Source organism: Sphingomonas sp. P4_G3 (assembly GCF_056401105.1).
Genome location: NZ_JBFUJZ010000006.1, coordinates 38,776 through 59,076 on the forward strand (window position 1 = coordinate 38,776; position 20,301 = coordinate 59,076).

The following is a 20,301-nucleotide window of genomic DNA, read 5'->3' on the forward strand; positions in this document are numbered from 1 at the left end:
CCATTGCAGCATGGAACTCTGACACCTGGTGGGGCTTTGGCATTTGGTGGGAATCGGGCCGGCGTTTGACGAGATCATGGGCACTTCGGGTGCTGCGCTCGTTCGTCCCGAACTGACCGCGCTCGGCGAATGGCTCGACACCACCGACGCCGCCGAGCTCAAGCGCCGCCAGCAATCGGCCGAAGTCACGTTCCGCCAGCTCGGTATCACTTTCGCCGTCTATGGCGATGAGGACGCCAGCGAGCGGATCATCCCGTTCGACATCGTACCGCGCGTGTTCCTCGCCGACGAATGGTCGCGCCTGTCCGCGGGGCTGGTGCAGCGGGTCGAGGCGATCAACGCCTTTCTGGACGATATTTACGGCGCTCGTCGGATCATGAAGGACGGCGTGCTGCCCGAGGATCTGATCTTCGGCAATCCACAATTCCGGCCCGAGATAGCCGGAATGCGGCCGCCGCACGGCATCTGGGCGCATATTTGCGGGATCGACCTGGTGCGGACCGGGCCCGACGATTTCTTCGTGCTGGAGGATAATGCGCGGACACCGTCGGGCGTCAGCTACATGCTCGAAAACCGCGAGGCGATGTTGCGGCTGTGCCCGGAGCTGTTCCGCCAGTTCCGCGTCGCCGCGGTCGATTCCTATCCAGACCGCCTGCTCCAAACGATGAAGTCGGTCGCGCCGCAGGGAACGGGGAGCAACCCGGTCTGTGTCGTGCTGACGCCGGGCCATTTCAATTCGGCCTATTACGAACACAGCTTTCTCGCGGATTCGATGGGGGTCGAGCTGGTTGAGGCGGCGGATCTGGTGGTCGACGACGATATCGTCTGGATGCGGACGATCGCCGGGCGGGTGAAGGTCGACGTGATCTATCGCCGGATCGACGACGATTATCTCGATCCCCTGGTGTTCCGCCCCGACTCGATGCTGGGCGTACCGGGCCTGATCGCGGCCTATGCGGCGGGGAATGTCGCGCTGCTCAACGCACCGGGCAACGGCATCGCCGACGACAAGGCGATCTATTCCTACATGCCGGAGATCGTGCGTTATTATACGGGCGCCGAGGCCAAGCTGCCCAACGTTCAGACCTTCCGCTGCCGCGAACCCGATGCGCTGAAATATGTTCTCGAGCATCTCGACGAACTGGTGGTGAAGCTGGTCGACGGATCGGGCGGTTACGGCATGCTGGTCGGGCCGACCGCGTCGAGGGATGAGATCGAACGGTTCCGCGCGGCGTTGATCGCCGAACCGCATCGCTACATCGCGCAGCCGACCTTGGCTTTGTCCACCGTGCCGACATTGGTCGAGCAAGGCCTCGCCCCGCGCCACGTCGATTTCCGACCGTTCGTGCTGACCGGATCGAAGGGCGTGCAAGTGGTGCCAGGGGGGCTGACGCGCGTGGCATTGCGAGAGGGATCGCTGGTGGTCAATTCGTCGCAAGGCGGCGGGACCAAGGATAGTTTCGTGCTGCTCGACAACGGCCCGGCGCATTTCCAGGTACAGGGAGGGGCGGCATGACCTTCCTCAACACCTCCCCGGCGAAGGCCGGGGCCCAGCTTCGGCGACTTGAGTTAGCCCGGATTGTCCTCGCCAACGAAACGCAGCGGAACTGGCCCCCGGCCTTCGCCGGGGAAGCGTTCGGGATTGGACGAGGGTACCATTGATGCTCTCTCGCACCGCTTCCTCGCTCTACTGGCTCGGCCGCTATGTCGAGCGCGCCGACTTTATCGCCCGCCTGGTCGAGGCAACAGTCCGCCTCGACGTCCTCTCCCCCCGGCCCGCTGGCGATATAGCGTGGGCCAGCGCGCTCGCGGTGATCGACGCGCAGGAAGCGTTCGAGGCCTCGGGGGCGACGATCGGGCAGCAGTCGGTGGCGCGCTTCCTGACGCTCGACGCCAGCCATCCCGGGTCGATCGTGCGATGCCTCGACAAGGCGCGGACCAATGCGCGCGCAGTGCGAACCGCACTGACCCGCGACGCCTGGACCGGAATCAATCGCGCCTGGCTGTTGTTCGACAGCCGCTCGTCGCCCGGCGGCGCCACCGCGACCCTCAATCTGGCCGAGGCAGTCAAGGCGGAGACGCGCGGGTTCGAGGGCGCGATCCACCGTATGCTGCGCAACCAGACGACCTGGTTCATCCGGCTGGGTCAGGCAATCGAGCGCGCCGACAACACCGCGCGGCTGCTCGACGTCAAATACCATATCCTGCTGCCCGAGGATGAGACGGTCGGCGGCGTGGTCGATCGCGACCAATGGACCACCATCCTGCAAACCGTGTCGGCAGTGACCGCCTATCGCTGGCTCTATTCGGACGGCCTGTCGCCGGCCAACGTCATCGACTTGCTGATCGCGCGCCACGAGCTGCCGCGCAGCCTGGCCGCCTCGGTCGAGGAATCGGTCGAATTGCTGTCGCTCCTCGCCAAGCGCACCGGGCACCATGGCGAGGCCGATCGCATGGCGCGGGGGCGGCACGCGCGGATGATGAAGACGCGGTCGGCCGACGTGATCCTGGGCGGGCTGCACCAATATCTCGAGACCTTCATTGCCGAAAATGCCGATCTGCACTTCGCGATCGGGCGGCAGTTCAAGTTCGCCTGATGCGGATCGTCGTCGATCACACCATCATCGTCGACTTCCCCGTTTCGTTGCCGCGCGTCACCTTGGCGCTGCGCGTTACCCCGGAGGACAATCACGACCAGACCGTCGCCGGCTGGCGGATCGGTCCCGATTGCGACGCCCGCCTCAACGTCGGGCGCGACGGTTATGGCAATATCCTGACGATGCTCTACGCCGACGGTCCGCTCAACCGGATCGAGATCCATGTCGGCGGCGAAGTGTTCACCGGTCCATCGAGCGGCATCCTCAGCGCGGCGCACCCCGAACCCTTGCCGCCGTCGCTGTTCCTGCGCCAATCGTCCGGCAATGCGGAGGCGCCCGACCTTGCCGCCCTCGCGATCGACGCGATCGACGAAGCGGAGGGCGATATCGATCGCCTGCATCTGCTCAACGTGGCGCTCCATCGCCGTGCGGAGGAGTCCGGTGCGGACGTTCTGGCTGCGATGTTCGTCGCGGCGGCGCGGCGCTTGAACTATCCGGCGCGATGCGTGTCGGGCTATTTCGCGCGCGATGGCGGCGCGACGCCGCATTTCTGGGCCGAAGCCTATGTCGCCGATGTTGGTTGGGTTGGCTTCGATCCCGCGATTGGCCTGTCCGCGGGCGAGGATCATGCACGGGTCGCCAGCGCGATCGATCTCAGCGGCGTGGCGACAGTGATTGGGGGCCGTATTAGGCTTTAGCTCTTCCCCCGAAAGGGAGGGTTTCAGACGAACTCGCTGGTAATCGCCAACGCCTGTTCGGCAGGGTGGATTGGCGGAGCGTAATTCGCCTCTTCGTCTTCGAGCAACGACCACCCCGACGGACCGAGCACCTCGATCGGGCGATAGCGCGTCTTGTACGCCATGCGTGCCGATCCCTTCACCCAATAGCCGAGATAGACATAGGGCAGGCCGGCGGCGCGGGCGCGCAATATGTGGTCCATGATGATGAAATTGCCCAAGCCCGGGCGGCTTTCCTCATCGGCCAGGAAGAAGCTGTAGATCATCGACAGGCCGTCGGCCTGCTGGTCGGTCAGGCACGCGCCGATCAACCGGCCGCGTTCGCCATGCAGGCTTGGCTCGCGATATTCGACGACCACCGAATTGACCGGCGATTGCTCGACCATGTCGGCATAATCGCTGTCGTCCATCATCGTCATCCCGCCGCCCGGGTGCCGCGCGCTGAGATAGCGGCGAAGCAATTGGAACTGCTCGTCGGTCGCCCAGGGATTGCAGGCGGTGATTTCGAGATCGGCATGGCGGCGCAGCAATTTGCGCTGGCTCGCATTGGGTTTGAACTCGGGCGCCACGACGCGAACCGAGACGCAGGCCGAGCATCCCGCGCAACTCGGGCGATAGGCGACCGACTGGCTGCGGCGGAAGCCGATCCGGCCGAGCGCGTCGTTAAGTTCGCTGGCGTGCGGGCCGTTGAGTTCGGTGAAGACCTTCCGCTCCTGCCGGCCCGGCAAATAGGGACATGGCGACGGCGATGTCACGAAAAAGCGCGGAAAACGAAATGGCGCGGTCACCGACGAATATGTCCCCTCAGACGCCGGTCCATCCGGCCTCTGGAACGCACTATGAATCGAGTGGGGCGTGATGAAAAGCGGCTTTACCAAGAAAGGTGGTTAATGATTCACCAGAATGAGACGAACCGCCTTGCGGATACAGAATACGGCCTCGCGACTCGCGGGCGCAAGGCGGCTCGTCGCTGCTCCGATTCGTTTTGTCGCAAGCTTCGGTTCAGGGAGTCCTGATTAACCGCGACGGCTCTGTTTCAGCGGAACTGAAACGGTTGCGGCACCGGCCCGGCACCGTCTCAGCGTAGCTGCAAGGAACTCTAAGGAGATGATGATGCGTCGCTTGTTGATTGCCGCCCTGATCGTTCCACTTGCCGTCCCCGCGACGGCGCAGCGCGTGCAACCCGTTCTCCCGTTCGCGCCGCGCGGAATCGATTATGTCGAAAGCGTCTGCACCGGTGGATTCGACGGGCGCTATGAGCAGACACGGATTCTGGCCAATGGCCAGGTGATGAAAGTGACTCGCCGGTCGGATGGCGTGTTGCGGGCGCGGGCGACCAAGGCCGAGGTGAGCAAGATCTGGCGCGAACTCGACTTCGCGCGCTTCGAGCAACGCACAGTGCCGCCGGAAAAGCCTTATGTGATGGACGGCGTCGACTGCGCGCTGACGCGCCGTGTCAGCGGCCGCGTCCACACCGTGACCTTGATGCAGCAAAGCCGCACCAGGCCGCGCTATCGCGACTTGGTCCAGGCGCTGGATGATGTGAACGAAATCGGTCGCCGTGCGACCGGGCCGGTGCTGCGGCCGGCGGCGGAATAACGTGGACTGCCTGAGGCTCGGGGTGGCATAGCGCCGCCGCGCGCTCTACCCCGGCCTCATGCACCTTCGCGCGCAAGCCCTGGTCCTGTCGGTCCGCCAGCATGGCGAGCACAATGCCGTGGTGCGCTGCCTGACGCGCGAGGCGGGGATGATCGCGGGCTATGTTCGTGGCGGGCGGTCGCGGGCGCTGCGGCCGGTGTTGCAGCCGGCCAATCTCGTGGTGGGGGAGTGGCGGGCGCGGACCGAGGATCAGCTTGCCGGGCTGACCGTCGAACTGATCCACAGCCGCGCCCCACTTTATTCCGAGCCATTGGCAAGTGCCGCGCTGGAATGGGTGACCGCGTTGACCGCGATCGCGCTGCCCGAAAACCAGGCTTACCCACGGCTTTATGGTGCACTCGACGGCATGATCGGGGCGATCGAGGCGGCGCCCGCCGCGCGCGGCTGGGCGGTGGCATTGGTGCGGTATGAGGATCTGCTGCTGGCCGAGCTTGGCTATGGCCTCGGCCAGTCGCAGACGGTGAGCGGCGAGTCCGGCTGGCCCGAAATCATCGCCGCGCTGGCGCTGACGGGCCGCGAGATTGAGACCCATCTGTTGACCGATCGCCGCGCCGAGGCATTGGCCGCCCGCGCGCGCCTGGTCGAAAGGCTCAAGCGCGCGGTTGCGTGACGGCGTTCGTCCCGGCAAAGGCGGGCGCGTCGAATGAAAGGAAGCCGCGTGCCGTTGATCGCCTTGCTGCCCGGAGACGGGATCGGACCCGAAGTCATTGCGGAAGCGCGCCGCGTGCTCGACGCGCTGGCGCTCGACTTGACGTTCGAGGAGGCGCCGGTCGGCGGCCAGGCCTATCTGCAAGCAGGCAACCCGCTTCCGGCATCGACGCTTGAGCTCGCCAAACGCGCCGACGCGATCCTGTTCGGAGCGGTGGGCGATCCGCAATTCGACGGGCTCGAACGCCGGTTGCGTCCTGAAGCGGCGATCCTGGGACTACGCCGCGAACTCGGTCTGTTCGCCAATCTGCGTCCGGCCAAGCTGACTCCGGGCCTGGAGGATGCCTCGCCGCTCAAGCCCGAAATTGCCCGCGCGATCGACATGGTGATCGTCCGCGAGCTGACCGGCGACGTCTATTTCGGCGAAAAGGGCCGCCGCGTCGGGCTGGGCGGCGTGCGCGAGGGCCATGACCTGATGCGCTATGACGAGACCGAGGTCGAACGCATCGCGCGCGTCGGGTTCGAGACCGCGCGCCGCCGTCGTGGCAAATTGTGCTCGGTCGACAAGGCCAATGTCCTCGAAACCTCGCAATTGTGGCGCGACATCGTCAATGAGGTCTCCGAGGATTATGACGATATCGAGCTGACCCATATGTATGTCGACAATGCCGCGATGCAGCTGGTGCGCAATCCCGGCCAGTTCGACGTCATCGTCACCGGCAATCTGTTCGGCGACATCCTGTCGGATCAGGCGAGCATGTGCGCAGGGTCGATCGGGATGCTGCCGTCGGCCTCGCTGTCGAGCTGGCGGTCGAGCCTCGGCATGTACGAACCGATCCACGGATCGGCGCCCGATATTGCCGGCCAAGGGAAGGCCAATCCCTGCGCGACGATTCTGTCGGCGGCGATGATGCTCAGGCATTCGCTCGACATGGCGGCAGCGGCGGACCGGATCGACGCGGCGGTGGGCAAGGCGATTGCGGGCGGCGCGCGCACCGCGGATCTGGGCGGTACGCTGTCGACCTCGGCGATGGGCGACGCGATCCTCGCCGGCCTGTGAGCGACCTGCTCGACCTCGCGGTCGTCATTCCGACCTTCAACGAGCGTCGCAATGTGCCCGTGCTGGTCGCCAAGCTCGACGAGGCGCTGAAGGAAGTCGCCTGGGAAGCGATCTTCGTCGATGACGACAGTCCCGACGGCACCGCGGATGCGGCGCGCGAACTAGCGCGGGTCGATCGCCGCGTGCGAGTGATCCAGCGGATCGGGCGGCGCGGGCTGTCCTCGGCGTGTATCGAAGGAATGCTGGCGACCGCCGCGCCCCTGGTCGCGGTGATCGACGGCGATCTGCAGCATGACGAGACGATCCTACCGGCCATGGTCAAAGCGCTGCATGAGGATGCCACGCTCGACGTGGTGATCGGGTCGCGCTTCGTCGATGGCGGCGGGACAGGCGAATGGGACAAGGACCGCGTCGCCAAATCGGCGCTGGCGACCAGGCTGGCGCGGCATGTGCTCGAGGCCGATCTCAGCGATCCGATGAGCGGATTCTTCATGATCCGCACCGAGATCGTGCGCAAACTCGCGCCGCGCCTCGCCGCGATCGGATTCAAGATCCTGCTCGACATCATGACCGGGTCACCGCGCCCGCTCCATTTCCGCGAACTGCCTTATACATTCCGCGTCCGAACCGAGGGCGAGAGCAAGCTCGATCACGTCGTTGCGATGGAATATCTGATCGCGCTCTACGACCGCATGTTCGGGAACGTCATCCCGGTGCGCTTCGCGATGTTCTCGGCGATCGGCGCGATCGGCGTTGGCGTGCACATGGCGGTGCTGACCTTCGCGATGTTCGTCTTGAATATCCATTTCCTCACCAGCCAGATCATCGCCGCGGTCGCCGCGATGACCGGCAATTTCTTCCTCAACAACGCGCTGACCTATCGCGACCGCCGGCTGAAGGGCGTGCGTCAGCTGATCGACGGCTGGATTTCGTTCTGCGCGGTGTGTGCGGTCGGGCTGGTCGCCAATATCGGCGTGGCGGGATTCCTGCACGATTTCCGCGACAGCGGCTGGGCGGCGTCGGCGATGGTCGGCGTATTGATCGGCGCGGTGTGGAATTACGCGCTGTCGAGCAAGTTTGTTTGGGGGAGGTATTAGGCTCGGCGCAGCGGAATAGCGGATGCTATTCCGCGCCTCGGCGCCGAGCCCGGCCGGCGGCGCAAAGCGCCGACCGACGGCGCGAATTCACTTCGCGCCGGCTCGCCGGCGGATCACTGCGACGCGCTGGCCCCCAATCCCCCACCCAACGCCCGGAACGTATCGCTAGCCACCTGCAGTTGCCGCGCGCGCAGCTGCAGCAAACTACGCTCGGCATCCAACGCCGCGGTCTGCGCGAGTACCACCTCAAGATAATCCGACGCCCCGTCATGATACCGGGTCAACGCCAGATCGCGCGTGCGCTCGGCAGCGCGCGTCGCCTCTGCCTGATCGGCTTCGCTCGCGATCAGCAAGCGCTGCGCCGCGAGATCGTCCTCGACCTCGCGGAATGCCGTGAGGACGGTCTGGCGGTAATTGGCGGCGGCTTCGTCATATTGTGCTCGTGCGATCTTTACGCCAGCGCGGCGCTTGCCGCCGTCGAAGATCGACAGGACGGCCTGGAGTGGGCCGAGCGCCCAGAAGGTGCTTGGCGCACTCAGCCAGCTGCCGCCGGCTGCCTCGTAACCGGCCGCGCCGCCCAGGGTGATGTTGGGAAACAGCGCGGCGCGCGCCACACCGATCTCGGCGTTGGCCGCGGCGACGCGGCGTTCGGCGGCGGCGATATCGGGGCGCCGCTCGAGCAGGGTCGAGGGAATGCCCGCGGCGATCGTGGGCGGCTTCGTCTGTTGATCGGCCACCGGGATAGAGAAGGTCTCTGGCGCTTCGCCAACCAGCACGGCGATGGCGTGCTCGTCCTGCGCGCGGTCGATCTCGACCGTCGACAATTCGGACTTGGCGCTCGACAGCTGCGTCTGCGCCCGGCTGACGTCGATCCCCGAGGCGATCCCGCCCGAATGGCGCGTATCGGTGAGGTCGAAGGCGCGCTGGTAGGACGCGACGGTCTGTTTGAGCAGCGTGATCCTCGCATCGAGCCCGCGCAAATCGAAATAGGTCGAGGCGAGTTGGGTCTGGAGGCCCAGCCGGATGCCATCGACATCGAACGCCGCGGCCTTGGCCGACGCGTCACCCGCGGCGACGCGGTTTCGTACCTGGCCGAACAGGTCGAGTTCGTAGGAGAGCGAGGCGCCGATCGCCTTGTCGGTGAAGATGCTGGACCTGCCCGGGCTGTTGGGCCGGTTCGCCGACTGGCGCTGGCGCTCGATGCTGGTCGATGCGCCGACCTGGGGAAGCAGGTCGCCACGGGCCTGACGTGCGGCGCCCAAGGCCTGCTGATAGCGCGCGGACGCGGCGGCGAGGTCGAAATTGCCCTTGTCGATCCGTTCCTCGAGCGCCGTCAGCGCGGGGTCGCCGAACGCTTCCCACCATTTGCCGGACGGGGCGACATCGCTGCCGGCGGGCTGCCACGGCGCTTCCTTGAACGCAGCGGGCGTGCTGATCGCCGGGCGCTGATAATCGGGCGCCAGCGAGCACCCGCCAAGCAACGCCAGCGACAGCGCGAGGAGACGCCTATTTACCACCGCGCGCGACCTGCACCTTGTCGCCCGACTGGATCGAATCGGGCGGGTTGTCGATTACCTGGTCGGCGGGGGTCAGGCCGACGCTGATCTGGACGCGATCGCCTAGATCGCGTCCGATCGTCACCGTCTTGAGTTGCACCTTGCCGCCGGCATCGAGCACCGCGACCTGGGTGCCGTTCTTGCCGATGATCATCGCGCTGGCGGGGAGCTCGACGGCATTGCCCGCGCCACCGATCGGGAAGGTCGCCTGCGAATAGGCGCCGGGCTTCAGCGCGCGGTCGCCATTGTCGGCGAGCAATTCGACCAGCACGGTGCCCGAACTGGTATCGACCGCGCCGGCCGAGCGGGTCATCACCGCTTTGAACGGGCGGCCCGGATATTCGGGCAGGCTCAGCTGGATTTCCATGCCCGGATGGACCTGCGCCGAATAAGCCTGGGGGACCTTCACGAACGCGCGGATCTTGCTGACATCCGATACGGTGAACAGCGGCGCGCTGGCGGCGCTGCCCGCGGTGACGAGCGCGCCGATGTCGGTCGAGCGCGACGTCACCACACCCGCGAACGGCGCGGTCAGCCGGGTGAAGCCCTGCTGATATTGCAGCCGGCCGACATTGGCGCGCGCGGCATTGGCGACGGCGGACTTGGCGGCGAGGTCGCCGACCTTCTCGTCGGTTTCCTGCTTCGATACCGCATCCTTGCCGAGCATCGCCTGCCAGCGCGTCGCGGTGGTCGCGGCGAGCTGCTGGTTGGCGCGCGCGGTCTGCAGGTCGGCGCGCGCGGCGGCGAGCTGCTGATCGACCTCAGGCGCGTCGATCACCGCCAGCAACTGGCCCGGACGGACCGGATCACCGATATCGACATACCATTTGCGGACATAACCGCTGGTCCGCGCATAGATCGGCGCGCTCTGTAGCGCCTGCAGCGTCGCGGGCAGCGTCAGCGCAGTCGTCGCGGCGCTCGGCCTGGCGTGGATCACATTGACCGTCGGGGTCGACTGGTCGTGCGTCCAGGTCGCGAGCTGCGCCTGCGAATGGACGCGCGTGCCGATCCCGATCCCGACCACCGCGATCGCGGCGACCGCGGCGATGATGCCGGTGCGTTTCAGATTGGGGCCGTCGCCGTCAGGCATAGGCTTCCTCCAGCTTGGGAGCCGCGTCCGTCTTTTCGGCGTGGCGCCGATGGACGAGGCTGAAGATTACGGGAACGAACATCAGGGTGGCGAAGGTCGCGACCATCAGGCCGCCGATCACCGCACGGCCGAGCGGGGCGTTCTGCTCACCACCTTCGCCGAGGCCCAGCGCCATCGGCAACATGCCGATGACCATCGCCAGCGCGGTCATCAGCACCGGGCGGAAGCGGACCAGGCCGGCGTCGAGCGCCGCCGCGGTCGCGTCGCCCAATTCGGCCAGGCGTTCGCGCGCGAAGCTGACCACCAGGATCGAGTTCGCGGTGGCGACACCCATGCACATGATCGCGCCGGTGAGAGCGGGGACCGACAAGGTCGTCCCGGTCGCGAACAGCATCCAGACGATCCCGGCAAGCGCGCCGGGCAACGCGGTGACGATCACGAACGGGTCGAGCCACGACTGGAAGTTCACCACGATCAGCAGGTAGATCAGCACGATCGCGCCGAGCAGGCCGAAGGCGAGGCCCGAAAACGCGCTGTTCATCGTCGCATATTGGCCGCGCAACGTGACGGTCGTCCCCTTCGGCGCCTTCGCCTTCATATCCTTGAGCACGCGATTGATATCGCCGGCCACCGCGCCGAGATCGCGCCCGTTGGTGGTCGCGAACACGTTGACCACCGGTGCGATATTATAGTGCGATACGACCGTCGGCGCGTAGGAGCGGCCGATCGTGGCAATGCCGCCGACGATCTGGCTGCTCGCACCCGCGGCCGATACCGGCACATTGGCGAGGTCGCTGATCGACCCGACCTGATATTCGGGCGTCTGCGCCACCACCGGGTAGGACACGCCGCTTGCCGGATCGAGGAAATAGACCGGTGCGGTCTGGGATGTGCCCGCGAGTGAGCTACCCAGGCTATTGGTCACGTCGCGCTCGGTCAGGCCATATTGGCCGATCCGGCTACGGTCGACGTTCACGTCGAGCTGCGGATAGCGCGCCGATTGCTGGATGCGGGCGTCGGCGACGCCGGGGATCGCGGTGATCCGGCGCAGCACCTCGCGTGCGAAGGCGGCATTGCCGTCGCCGTCCTTGCCGGAGATCGCGATATCGATCGGGGCGGGGGCGCCGAAGTTCAGGATCTGGCTGGTGATGTCGGCGGGCAGGAACGAGAAGGTCGAACCGGGGAAATCGTGCGGCAATTGCTCGCGCAGCATGCGGACATAATCGTCGGTCGGCTTATGATCCTTGGTCAGCTGGATCAGGATGTCGCCGTCCTGCGGGCCCACCGTGCCCGAATTGTTATAGGTCGTGTTGATCGAGCTGACCGGCAGGCCGATATTGTCGACTACCGACACCAATTCGTCCGCCGGGATGATCTGACGGATGCGCTGCTCGATCCGGTCGAATTGCGCCGACGTATCCTCGATCCGCGATCCGACCGGGGCACGGACATGGAGCGCCATCTGCCCGGCATCGACCGACGGGAAGAAATTCTCGCCGAGGAACGGCACCAGCAGGAAAGACAGCGCGACGCACGCCAGGAAGCCGATGACGAACGGGCGCGGCTTGGCCAGCGCGCGTTCGAGCAAGGCGCCATAGCTTTTGCGAAACCGTTCGAAGCGCTGTTCGAATCCGCGTTGGAAGCGGACCAGCGGGTTGCGCGAGGCGGGCGTCCCGGCCGCGTGCATGTCGCCGGCATGTGGCTTCAGCAGATAATTCGCCATGGTCGGCACCAACGTGCGCGACAGGATGAACGACATGATCATCGCGAACACCACGGCAAGCGCCATCGGCACGAACAGGAAGCCGGCGACGCCCGGCAGGAAGAACATCGGCACGAACACGATGCAGATGCACAGCAACGAGACGAACGCCGGTGTCACGATCTGCGCCGCGCCGTCCATGATCGAGGCGAACACCGGCTTGCCCTGTTCGAGGTGCCAGTTGATGTTCTCGATCGTCACCGTGGCGTCGTCGACCAGGATGCCGACCGCGAGGCTCAGGCCGCCTAAGGTCATGATGTTGAGCGTATTGCCGGTCGCCGCCAACGCGATGATCGCGCCCAGGATCGCCAGCGGAATCGAGATCGCGATGATCACGGTCGACCGCCACGAACCCAGGAACAGCAGGATCATCACCGAGGTGAGCGCGGCGGCGATCGCGCCTTCCTTGATGACGCCTTCGACCGCCGCCTTGACGAACAGCGACTGGTCCCCGATCGGCACGATCTTGAGCGCGCCGGGCAATGTCGCCTGGATGTTGGGCAGTGCGTCCTTGATCCCCTGGACGATCGCCAGCGTCGAGGTGGCACCGTTCTTGAGCACGGTGATCAACACCGATCGCGACCCGTCGACATGGACGACATTGGTCTGCGGCGCCGATCCGTCGCGGACGTGCGCGACGTCGCGCATATAGATGGTGGCGCCGTTCACCACCTTGACCGGGAGGTTGTTGAGTTCCTCGACCGAACCCGGCGCGTTGTTGAGCGCGACGCTATATTGGAAGCTGCCGATCTTGGCGAAACCGACCGGGTTGATCTGGTTCTGCGCGGCGATCGCGTTGCCGACATCCTGCGCCGACAGGCCCTTGGATTGCAGCGCCGCGGGATCGAGATCGACCTGGATCTGGCGCTGACGCCCGCCCGAGGGATAGGGGATAGCCGCACCGGGGACCGTCACCAGCCCGGGGCGGACCTGGTTCTGTGCCAGGTCGAACATCTTGCCTTCGGACAGACCCTTGCCCGACAAAGCGAGTTGCAGGATCGGCACGGTCGAGGCGTTGTAGTTCAGGATCAGCGGCGGGGTGACGCCCGGCGGCAGCTGCTTGAGCACGGTCTGCGACACGCTGGTCACCTGCGCGGTGGCGGTGCGGATATCGGCGCCCGGCTGGAAATAGATCTTGGTCACGCCGATGCCGGGCATCGACTGGCTCTCGATATGGTCGATATCGTTGACCGTCGTCGTCAGTACGCGTTCGAACGGCGTGATGATACGCCCCGACATCTGGTCGGGCGGCAGGCCGCTATATTGCCAGGCGACCGCGATCACCGGCACGCGGATATTGGGGAAGATGTCGACCGGAGTCCGGATCGCCGTCAACACGCCGATCAGCGCGATTAGAATGGCCATGACCACGAAGGTCAGCGGTCGCGTCAGCGCTATGCGGACGATTCCGATCATCGGCGATTCCCATGCTCGATTGCCGATGGCGGGCTGGGAGGCGCCGTCGGCGATCTGGTGATGGCACCGGTGGCAAGCCGATGCTGCGTTGCGGCGAAGTGGGCGCGGCAATCGCGCCTGTCCAATATTGTTTACGGCATGATTGATATTTCTTACATATCGATCATGGAGTTACGTCACCTGCGCTATTTCGTCCGCGTCGCGGAGGATCTGCACTTCGCACGCGCGGCGAAGCATCTCGGCATTTCGCAGCCGCCGCTCAGTCAGCAAATCCGGGCATTGGAAGACGAACTGCAGGTGCGCTTGCTCGACCGCACCAGCCGCAGCGTCGCGCTGACTCCTGCCGGCAAACTGTTCCTCGATGCCGCGCGGGCGACGTTGCGCCAGGCTGAGCACGCCATGGCGGTCGCGCGCGGCGCGGCGCGCGGCGAGCTTGGCGAACTGGCGATCGGGTTCAACGCTTCGGCCCCCTTCATTCCCGAGATCGCGCGCGCGATCGCCGAATTCCGCCGGCTCTATCCCGATGTGAAGCTGGTGCTGCGCGAGGCGTCGGGACGCGCCCAGGTCGAGGATATCGACGACCGGCTGCTCGACATCGGCTTCATGCGCAGCCGCGAGAAACCCGTCCTGCCGCGCGGTCTGATCGCGCAGCCTTTCCTCCGCGAGCGCCTGTTCGTCGGGGTGCCGCCCGATCATCGGCTGGCCGCGCAGGAAACGGTCGACCTCGTCGATCTGACGGACGAACCAATGGTCTTCTACTCGACCGAACGCAGCCTGTTCACCGGCGAGTTGATGGCGTTGATGCGTGAACGCGGCGTCGAGCCCAATGTCGCGCAGGTGGTGAGCGACGTGTCGACCCTGTTCGGGCTGACCGCGGCTGGGATCGGCGTGATGGTACTGGCGGAATCCTTGTGCAATCTGCAATCGGCGGCATTGGCCTATCGCCCACTGACCGGCGTGACGATGATGCTGTGGCTGGTCCATCACGCCGCCGACCTGACGCTGCCATGCACGCATTTTCTCGAGGTACTCACTCGTCCGGCGAGCGCGATGGAGGCTTAGTGGTGCATCGTTGGCCATGACCTCGCGGGTCATTGCCGCGGCGAGCCGTCCGGCTACTCTTGCCCGTACATTGCAGGGGAGTCACATCATGCGGTCGGCAATCTGGGTCATCGGCATGCTTATGGCCTTGACCGGAGCTTCGGCGCAGACGGGTCTCCAAGGCGCCGATTATCGCGGGTTGCCGCGCGATCTCGCTGCCGCGGCGACCGCTTACGATCTCGCGCAATTCAAGGCCAACCGCGCCGAGCTCGACCGGCTGCTCGCCGACGATTACATCCTCGCGGGGTCGAACGGGAAGAATCAGACCAAGGCGCAATATATCGCCGAAGCAACCGCGCCGGGCAGCAGGACGACCTATGTCGCGCTCTCGCTGACGGTCCGTCGTGTGTGGTCGGACGGCGCCGTGCTCGGCGGGACGGTCGATGCCAAGGGGTCCGATCGCGGCAAGCCGATCACGGCGCACGCTCGGTTCGTCGACGTCTGGGCGAAGCGGGACGGGCGCTGGCGAGTGGTGTTCACGCAGGCGAATATGGTGAAGTAGTGGGAAGGCCGTGGGACGGCGCGGAGTTAATCCGCGCCGTCGGTCGGCGCTGCGCGCCGCCGGCCGACTTGGCCCTCGGGCGCGGAATAGCATCCGCTATTCCGCTAGGGCCAAGTGGAAAACCACATCCAGTGCATGAATGCCTGCTCTCCCGGCAGCGCCGCGGCGGAGATGATCGGGAAGAAATAGACCGCGATGCCGAACGCCAGGATCGCGAACCCCTCAACCCAATGCTGCAGCTTGCCCTTGCCGAAATGCTCGAACGCGGCCGCCAGCGCGATGCACAGGAAGATCGAGGGCAGATAGTAATAATAGAAGAACCCCAGCGACTTGGGGATGATCGCCCAGATCAGATAGCTCGCCAGCCACAGCCCGGCGGCGAACAACAGCCGGGGATCGTGAGACCGCAGCCAACCCCATAGGCAAGCGAGCACTGCCAGCAATCCGCCCCATAGGATCACCGGATTGCCGATCATCAGCACGCCGCGCATCGCCCCGTCCGACGGCTCGTAGAAATACCAGATCGGCCGGATCATCAGCGGCCAGCTCCACCACGCTGACTGGTAGGTGTGGTGCGGCAGGACCTGGGTCTGCTCGCGGTACATCATGTCCTGGAAGGGTAGCAGATCGGCGAGCGTCAGCGGCTGGTCGTGGTAGAAAAAGGCCGGCGCGAAGGTCAGGAAATAGATCGCGATCGATACCAGTCCGAAGACGGCGAGCGCCGGGATCGCGGGAAGTCCCGGCCAGTGCGGCTGATCGCGGCCCGACCACAAAGTCGCGAGCGGCCGTTTCGCTCTCGCCGTGTCGCGCCAGCGTACCGCCAGGAAGCCCATCCCTGCCCAAGCGACATAAGGGACGGCCGCCCATTTTGTACCAACGGCCAGGCCGAACAGCACGGCCGACAGGATCCAGCGCGGCCAGACCTTTCCGGCGGGCGCACGCATCGCCCACAGAATCGCCGCGATTCCCCACAGGGTGAAGGCGGCCAGGAACGGATCGATCATCGCGATCCGCGCTTCGACATAGATCGTGAAGTTGAGCAGCGCGAAGATCGCGCCCATCACTGCCGGGCGCATGCGGCGGTAGAGCAGCCACAGGATCGCGAACACCGCCATCACCGTCGCCGCGCCGGCGATCGTCGAGAAGAAGCGCCAGCCCAGGCTGTTGTCGCCGAACAATGCGATCCCCGCGGCGATGAACTCCTTGGCGAGCAGGGGGTGTTCGGTGTTGACCGGCCCCGACAGGGAAAGCAACGCCCGGGCGGCGGGCACGTAATGGATCTCGTCGAACACGATCTTCGACGGGATCGTGACGCCCCACAGGAACAAGGCTTCCGCAGCCAGCCCGATCAGGATCGCGACGAGAAACGGGCGGGGACGACCATGCATCCCCGCCCGCTTAGCGTGCCGTTCGCGCTTCGGCGACGGCAATTTACGTCCGATCAGGTGGGGATCACCACGTCCCTTCCTGCATCCGACGCTGCCGCTCCGCCTCGCGCGCGGTAGCGATCGGCGGCACCGACGCGCCTTCGGGGATCGGGCCAGCGGGTTGGTAGGTCGCGATGATCGTACCGGACGGCGTGACCTGGTGATCGACCATCTTCAGTGCACCGGCGGGCGTGCCGTCGCCAAACAGCCTTTTGCCGTCGCCCAGGGTCAGGGGGTAGATCATCACCGTCAGCCGATCGAGCAGTCCGGCCGACAACAGGCCGGGATAGACTTCGCTCGACCCCCAGATCATCAGATCGGGGCCGTCGCTCTGCTTCAACGCCGCGACATCGTCCATGCCCTTCAACCGGTGGCTGTTTTCCCATTCGAGCGGCTGATCGCCGCGCGTCAGGACATATTTGCCGGCGTTCGTGAAGGTCTCGCCCAATTTGGCTTCCTCGCCTTCGACATAGGGCCAGTAAGCGGCGAAGATGTCGTACGTCCTCCGCCCGAGCAGCAGGTCATAGCCATCGAACGTGGCGCCCAGCGTTGCGTCGGCCGCGGGGTCGGGGAATTTGAACTGCCAACCGCCATGCGCGAAGCCGCCGGTGATATCCTCGTTCACCCCGCCTGGTGCCTGCATCACCCCATCGAGCGAGACGAAGACGGTGCCGACAATTTTACGCATCGGCCGTCTCCGTCAGTCGCTTGGCGACCTCTTCGAGCTGGTCGGCCATGACCGACCATCCCTGCTCGAAGCCCATCGTTTGATGTTGCTCGAACGCTTCCTTAGTCCAGTGGCGCGCGCCGGCGCGGAAGCGCGTCTTGTCGCCTTCGGGCGTGTATTCGAAGAACCCGACCATGAACGGTCCCTGCGGGATCCAGCCTTCGCGAAAAGCGTCGGTGAAGACGATCTTCCGCATCGGTTGGACCTCGAGATAGATGCCTTCATTGGGCATCACTTCGCCGTTTGGGCCGTGCATCGTGGTCGCGGCGCGGCCGCCGGCGCGCAAGTCCATCGCTACCACTTCGGCACGCCAGGGCTTGGGGCAGAACCAGTCGGACAGATGGTCGGTATAGGCCCTCCACGCCGCCTCGACCGGCGCGTCGATCAGGCGTTCGATCGACAGTTCGTATTCGGCGCCGCTCATGCCACCACCTCCCCGGCGCGGGCGCGCTCGATCGTGGCGATGTCGATCTTCTTCATCGTCATCATCGCGTCCATCACGCGCTTGGCGACGGCGGGATCGGGATCGCTCATGCCAGCGATCAACGCACGCGGCACGATCTGCCACGAAAAGCCCCAGCGGTCCTTGCACCAGCTGCACGCGCTTTCCGCGCCGCCATTGTCGACGATCGCGTTCCAATAGCGATCGGTCTCCTCCTGGTCGTCGGTGAAGACCTGAAAGCTCACCGCCTCGTTGGGGGTGAAGGTCGGGCCGCCGTTCAGCCCGACGAACGATTGGCCGAGCACCGTGAATTCGACGGTCAGCTCGTCGCCTTGCTTGCCGCCCGGAAAATCGGACGCTGCTTTATGCGGGCTTCCGACATGGCTGTCGGGAAAGGTCGCGGCATAGAATTCAGCCGCTTCGCGGGCTTTGCCGTGGTCGAACCACAGACAGGTGGTGATCTTGTTCATTGCCGTTCTCCTGAAACGAAACCGACCGACGCGCCTTGCGGGTCGACCGCGACGATGATGCGCTGGCCGCCGGGGACGTCCATCGGTCCCATGATGACGGTGCCACCGCCTGCCTTCACCTTGTCGACCGCAGCGTCGACATCGGGGATAGCGAAGTAGAAGGTCCATTTGAGCGGCTGGTCGGGGCTTGCGCGATCCATCATCGCGCCCAGCCGAACGTCGCCGCAATCGACGAAGGTGTAATCGCCCATCTCGCCCATCGGCATCGCCTCGGTCGAGGTCCAGCCGAGCAGCGACGAATAGAAGGGTAGCGCCGCCTTCTGATCGCTGGTGACGAGTTCGTTCCAGCTGCACCGTCCCGGCAAAGTAGCCGAGAAGCTGGTGCTTTCCTGATCGCCCATCGAGGGATCGGGAGTCATCAAATAGAAGACCACGCCTTGCGGATCGGCGAGCATCGCGATCCGCCCGACGCCGGGCAGGTCGGTCGCGGGCATATGCGTCTTGCCGCCGTCCTGTTCGGTCTGCGCTACCCCGGCATCGACATCCGCGACGTGGAAATAGGCGAACCAGCCAGGGCCGGTCGGCGCGCCGTCGGGCAAGGTCATCAGCCCGCCGACGCCGGTCTCCCCGTAATTCAGGATGTTGTAGGGCGTGCCGCCCGCGGGGGAAGGAAAGGTGGTCGTGGTCCAGCCGACGATATCGCCATAGAAACGCTTGGCAGCGTCGACATCTGTCGTGATCAATTCATACCAGATCGGCATTCCGGTTCGGGTAGCCATCTTCTCTCTCCTGTGGATGGTCGGTGCTTACGGGTGATCGGTATCCAGCATCGGCACGAAGCCGCCGAAGATCGCGCGCTGCATGTCGAACGCGGGCGGCGCGGCTTGGACGTCGGGATCGTCCATCATCCCGGCAAAGGCGGCATCGCGGGTCGGCTTGTCGGGCCATTCGACCCAGCCGAAGATTACCGTCTCGCCACCCTCGGCCGCGACTGCGCGCTTGAAGTCGGTGACCTTGCCGTCGGGAACGTCAGTCCCCCAGCCATCGACGATGCGGGTTGCGCCGCTCTTCAGGAAATAAGCGGAAATGCGCTCGGCATGGTCGGCGAAGGCCTGTTTATCGACGGATGTCGGCGCGACGACGCCGTCGACATAGCCGAAGCTGCCGCCATCGCCGCCATCATACACCGCTTCATAGCCGCCATAGATCATGCGCTGCGGATTGAACGGCATCTCGCCATCGGGCTGCATGCGCTCATCGGCCATCAGTTTCTCGGCGGCATTGTCGCACGTCGCCTTGTCGGGCCACCAGACCCAGGAGAATACGATATGTTCGCCCGGCTCGGCCTGGACCGCGCGCTTCATGTCGGTGCGCTTGCCGTCGGGTACCTCCTCGCCCCAGCATTCGACCGTCGCCGTCGCGCCATATTCGGCGAACACCGGCGCTGCCTTTGTCGCCAAGTCGAGATAGGCCTGTTTGTCACCTTCCTTCACGGGAATGATGAAGCCCTGCACATAGGTCATGATGCCTCTCCTCTTGTTGTTTTGGTCAACGATTCAGGGGCAGCAATGCGCGGATGCGGGAGTCGCGCAGCCACAATCCACCCCATAGCATGATCCCGACATAGACGCCGAACAACGTGTAGCCGAACAGCGGGCTTCCGACCCGCAAATGGGTCGCCACGGCGCCGCCCAGATAGCCGGTCAGCAGGACCGCGCCGAGGAATGCCGTGCGCTGCCAGGCATAAAGCGCGGTCGCGACGCCCAGGATTGCTCCCAGCAGCCGGTAGAAGCCGGACGTGGCGGGTAGCCCCAGCGGCGGACTGTGCGCGATCATCGTCATCGGGGCGATCAGTTTGCCCGCGGCATCGGCACCGAGGCACAGGATGACCAGCGCAGTCAGGATGCGGCCAGTCCATAGCTGGAGGGCGCGCGGGGTCGGCGCCGCCGAAGCGGCTTGATAGGTAGTAGCCATGGCTTCTCTCCTAAAGCTGGTGGTTGCTCACGCGAC

Annotated in this window: 20 protein-coding genes; 9 read left to right on the plus strand and 11 right to left on the minus strand. The window is 65.3% G+C overall.

The window, feature by feature from the left end:
- The first annotated feature begins 76 nt into the window (after positions 1-76).
- The 3 genes from AC1DQQ_RS15535 to AC1DQQ_RS15545 all read left to right on the plus strand — a co-directional run bounded on the left by AC1DQQ_RS15535 (position 77) and on the right by AC1DQQ_RS15545 (position 3,295).
- Complete coding sequence (locus AC1DQQ_RS15535) at positions 77-1,516, plus strand: circularly permuted type 2 ATP-grasp protein (RefSeq protein ID WP_478042804.1); 1,440 nt, start codon at positions 77-79, stop codon at positions 1,514-1,516.
- A gap of 145 nt (positions 1,517-1,661) precedes the next feature.
- Entirely contained in the window at positions 1,662-2,597 is a 936-nt protein-coding gene (locus tag AC1DQQ_RS15540) for an alpha-E domain-containing protein (RefSeq protein ID WP_478032093.1), read from the plus strand.
- Complete coding sequence (locus AC1DQQ_RS15545) at positions 2,597-3,295, plus strand: transglutaminase domain-containing protein (protein WP_478032095.1); 699 nt, start codon at positions 2,597-2,599, stop codon at positions 3,293-3,295. Before AC1DQQ_RS15540 ends, AC1DQQ_RS15545 begins: the two co-directional genes overlap by 1 nt.
- A gap of 23 nt (positions 3,296-3,318) precedes the next feature.
- Here the strand turns inward: AC1DQQ_RS15545 and AC1DQQ_RS15550 are convergent, their stop codons facing one another.
- Positions 3,319-4,122: an arginyltransferase gene (locus AC1DQQ_RS15550; RefSeq protein ID WP_478032097.1), complete on the minus strand. Its 804-nt coding sequence runs from the start codon at positions 4,120-4,122 to the stop codon at positions 3,319-3,321.
- Between the two features lie 325 nt (positions 4,123-4,447).
- On the opposite strand from AC1DQQ_RS15550, the gene AC1DQQ_RS15555 reads away from it, so the two are divergent.
- Genes AC1DQQ_RS15555 through AC1DQQ_RS15570 form a run of 4 tightly spaced genes read left to right on the plus strand, consistent with a single transcriptional unit; the run spans position 4,448 to position 7,798 of the window.
- A complete protein-coding gene (locus AC1DQQ_RS15555; protein WP_478045694.1) occupies positions 4,448-4,933 on the plus strand; it encodes a hypothetical protein in 486 nt (161 codons plus the stop codon).
- A 58-nt stretch (positions 4,934-4,991) separates the two neighbouring features.
- A complete protein-coding gene (gene recO / locus AC1DQQ_RS15560; RefSeq protein WP_478032100.1) occupies positions 4,992-5,603 on the plus strand; it encodes a DNA repair protein RecO in 612 nt (203 codons plus the stop codon).
- Between the two features lie 33 nt (positions 5,604-5,636).
- Positions 5,637-6,701: a 3-isopropylmalate dehydrogenase gene (gene leuB / locus AC1DQQ_RS15565; RefSeq protein WP_478045695.1), complete on the plus strand. Its 1,065-nt coding sequence runs from the start codon at positions 5,637-5,639 to the stop codon at positions 6,699-6,701.
- Positions 6,698-7,798: a glycosyltransferase family 2 protein gene (locus AC1DQQ_RS15570; protein ID WP_478045696.1), complete on the plus strand. Its 1,101-nt coding sequence runs from the start codon at positions 6,698-6,700 to the stop codon at positions 7,796-7,798. Before leuB ends, AC1DQQ_RS15570 begins: the two co-directional genes overlap by 4 nt.
- 113 nt (positions 7,799-7,911) lie before the next feature.
- Here the strand turns inward: AC1DQQ_RS15570 and AC1DQQ_RS15575 are convergent, their stop codons facing one another.
- The 3 genes from AC1DQQ_RS15575 to AC1DQQ_RS15585 are packed head-to-tail and all read right to left on the minus strand — an operon-like array spanning position 7,912 to position 13,622.
- Positions 7,912-9,315 (minus strand): efflux transporter outer membrane subunit, encoded by a 1,404-nt coding sequence (locus AC1DQQ_RS15575; RefSeq protein WP_478045697.1) that lies wholly within the window; start codon positions 9,313-9,315, stop codon positions 7,912-7,914.
- Positions 9,305-10,444: an efflux RND transporter periplasmic adaptor subunit gene (locus AC1DQQ_RS15580; RefSeq protein ID WP_478045698.1), complete on the minus strand. Its 1,140-nt coding sequence runs from the start codon at positions 10,442-10,444 to the stop codon at positions 9,305-9,307. Before AC1DQQ_RS15580 ends, AC1DQQ_RS15575 begins: the two co-directional genes overlap by 11 nt.
- A complete protein-coding gene (locus AC1DQQ_RS15585) occupies positions 10,437-13,622 on the minus strand; it encodes an efflux RND transporter permease subunit (protein WP_478045699.1) in 3,186 nt (1,061 codons plus the stop codon). Before AC1DQQ_RS15585 ends, AC1DQQ_RS15580 begins: the two co-directional genes overlap by 8 nt.
- A gap of 138 nt (positions 13,623-13,760) precedes the next feature.
- Between AC1DQQ_RS15585 and AC1DQQ_RS15590 the strand changes: the two genes are divergently transcribed.
- Both AC1DQQ_RS15590 and AC1DQQ_RS15595 read left to right on the plus strand, forming a co-directional pair.
- Entirely contained in the window at positions 13,761-14,684 is a 924-nt protein-coding gene (locus tag AC1DQQ_RS15590; protein ID WP_478042797.1) for a LysR substrate-binding domain-containing protein, read from the plus strand.
- Positions 14,685-14,772: 88 nt separating this feature from the next.
- A complete protein-coding gene (locus AC1DQQ_RS15595; RefSeq protein ID WP_478045700.1) occupies positions 14,773-15,225 on the plus strand; it encodes a nuclear transport factor 2 family protein in 453 nt (150 codons plus the stop codon).
- 104 nt (positions 15,226-15,329) lie between these two features.
- Here AC1DQQ_RS15595 and AC1DQQ_RS15600 read toward each other — a convergent pair whose 3' ends face one another.
- From AC1DQQ_RS15600 to AC1DQQ_RS15630, 7 genes are all read right to left on the minus strand, one after another.
- A complete protein-coding gene (locus AC1DQQ_RS15600) occupies positions 15,330-16,613 on the minus strand; it encodes a phospholipid carrier-dependent glycosyltransferase (protein WP_478045701.1) in 1,284 nt (427 codons plus the stop codon).
- Positions 16,614-16,677: 64 nt separating this feature from the next.
- The gene (locus tag AC1DQQ_RS15605) at positions 16,678-17,340 is read right to left on the minus strand and encodes a dihydrofolate reductase family protein (protein ID WP_478045702.1); all 663 of its coding nucleotides are present in this window, start codon (positions 17,338-17,340) and stop codon (positions 16,678-16,680) included.
- Positions 17,333-17,803: an SRPBCC family protein gene (locus AC1DQQ_RS15610; RefSeq protein ID WP_478045703.1), complete on the minus strand. Its 471-nt coding sequence runs from the start codon at positions 17,801-17,803 to the stop codon at positions 17,333-17,335. Before AC1DQQ_RS15610 ends, AC1DQQ_RS15605 begins: the two co-directional genes overlap by 8 nt.
- Positions 17,800-18,291, minus strand: coding sequence for a VOC family protein (locus AC1DQQ_RS15615; RefSeq protein WP_478032119.1), 492 nt, complete (start codon positions 18,289-18,291; stop codon positions 17,800-17,802). The genes AC1DQQ_RS15610 and AC1DQQ_RS15615 overlap by 4 nt, the downstream gene beginning before the upstream one ends.
- The gene (locus AC1DQQ_RS15620; RefSeq protein WP_478045704.1) at positions 18,288-19,070 is read right to left on the minus strand and encodes a VOC family protein; all 783 of its coding nucleotides are present in this window, start codon (positions 19,068-19,070) and stop codon (positions 18,288-18,290) included. The genes AC1DQQ_RS15615 and AC1DQQ_RS15620 overlap by 4 nt, the downstream gene beginning before the upstream one ends.
- Before the next feature lie 27 nt (positions 19,071-19,097).
- Entirely contained in the window at positions 19,098-19,814 is a 717-nt protein-coding gene (locus tag AC1DQQ_RS15625) for a DUF1428 domain-containing protein (RefSeq protein ID WP_478045705.1), read from the minus strand.
- 25 nt (positions 19,815-19,839) lie between these two features.
- A complete protein-coding gene (locus AC1DQQ_RS15630) occupies positions 19,840-20,265 on the minus strand; it encodes a DoxX family protein (RefSeq protein WP_478042791.1) in 426 nt (141 codons plus the stop codon).
- Between the last annotated feature and the right edge of the window lie 36 nt (positions 20,266-20,301).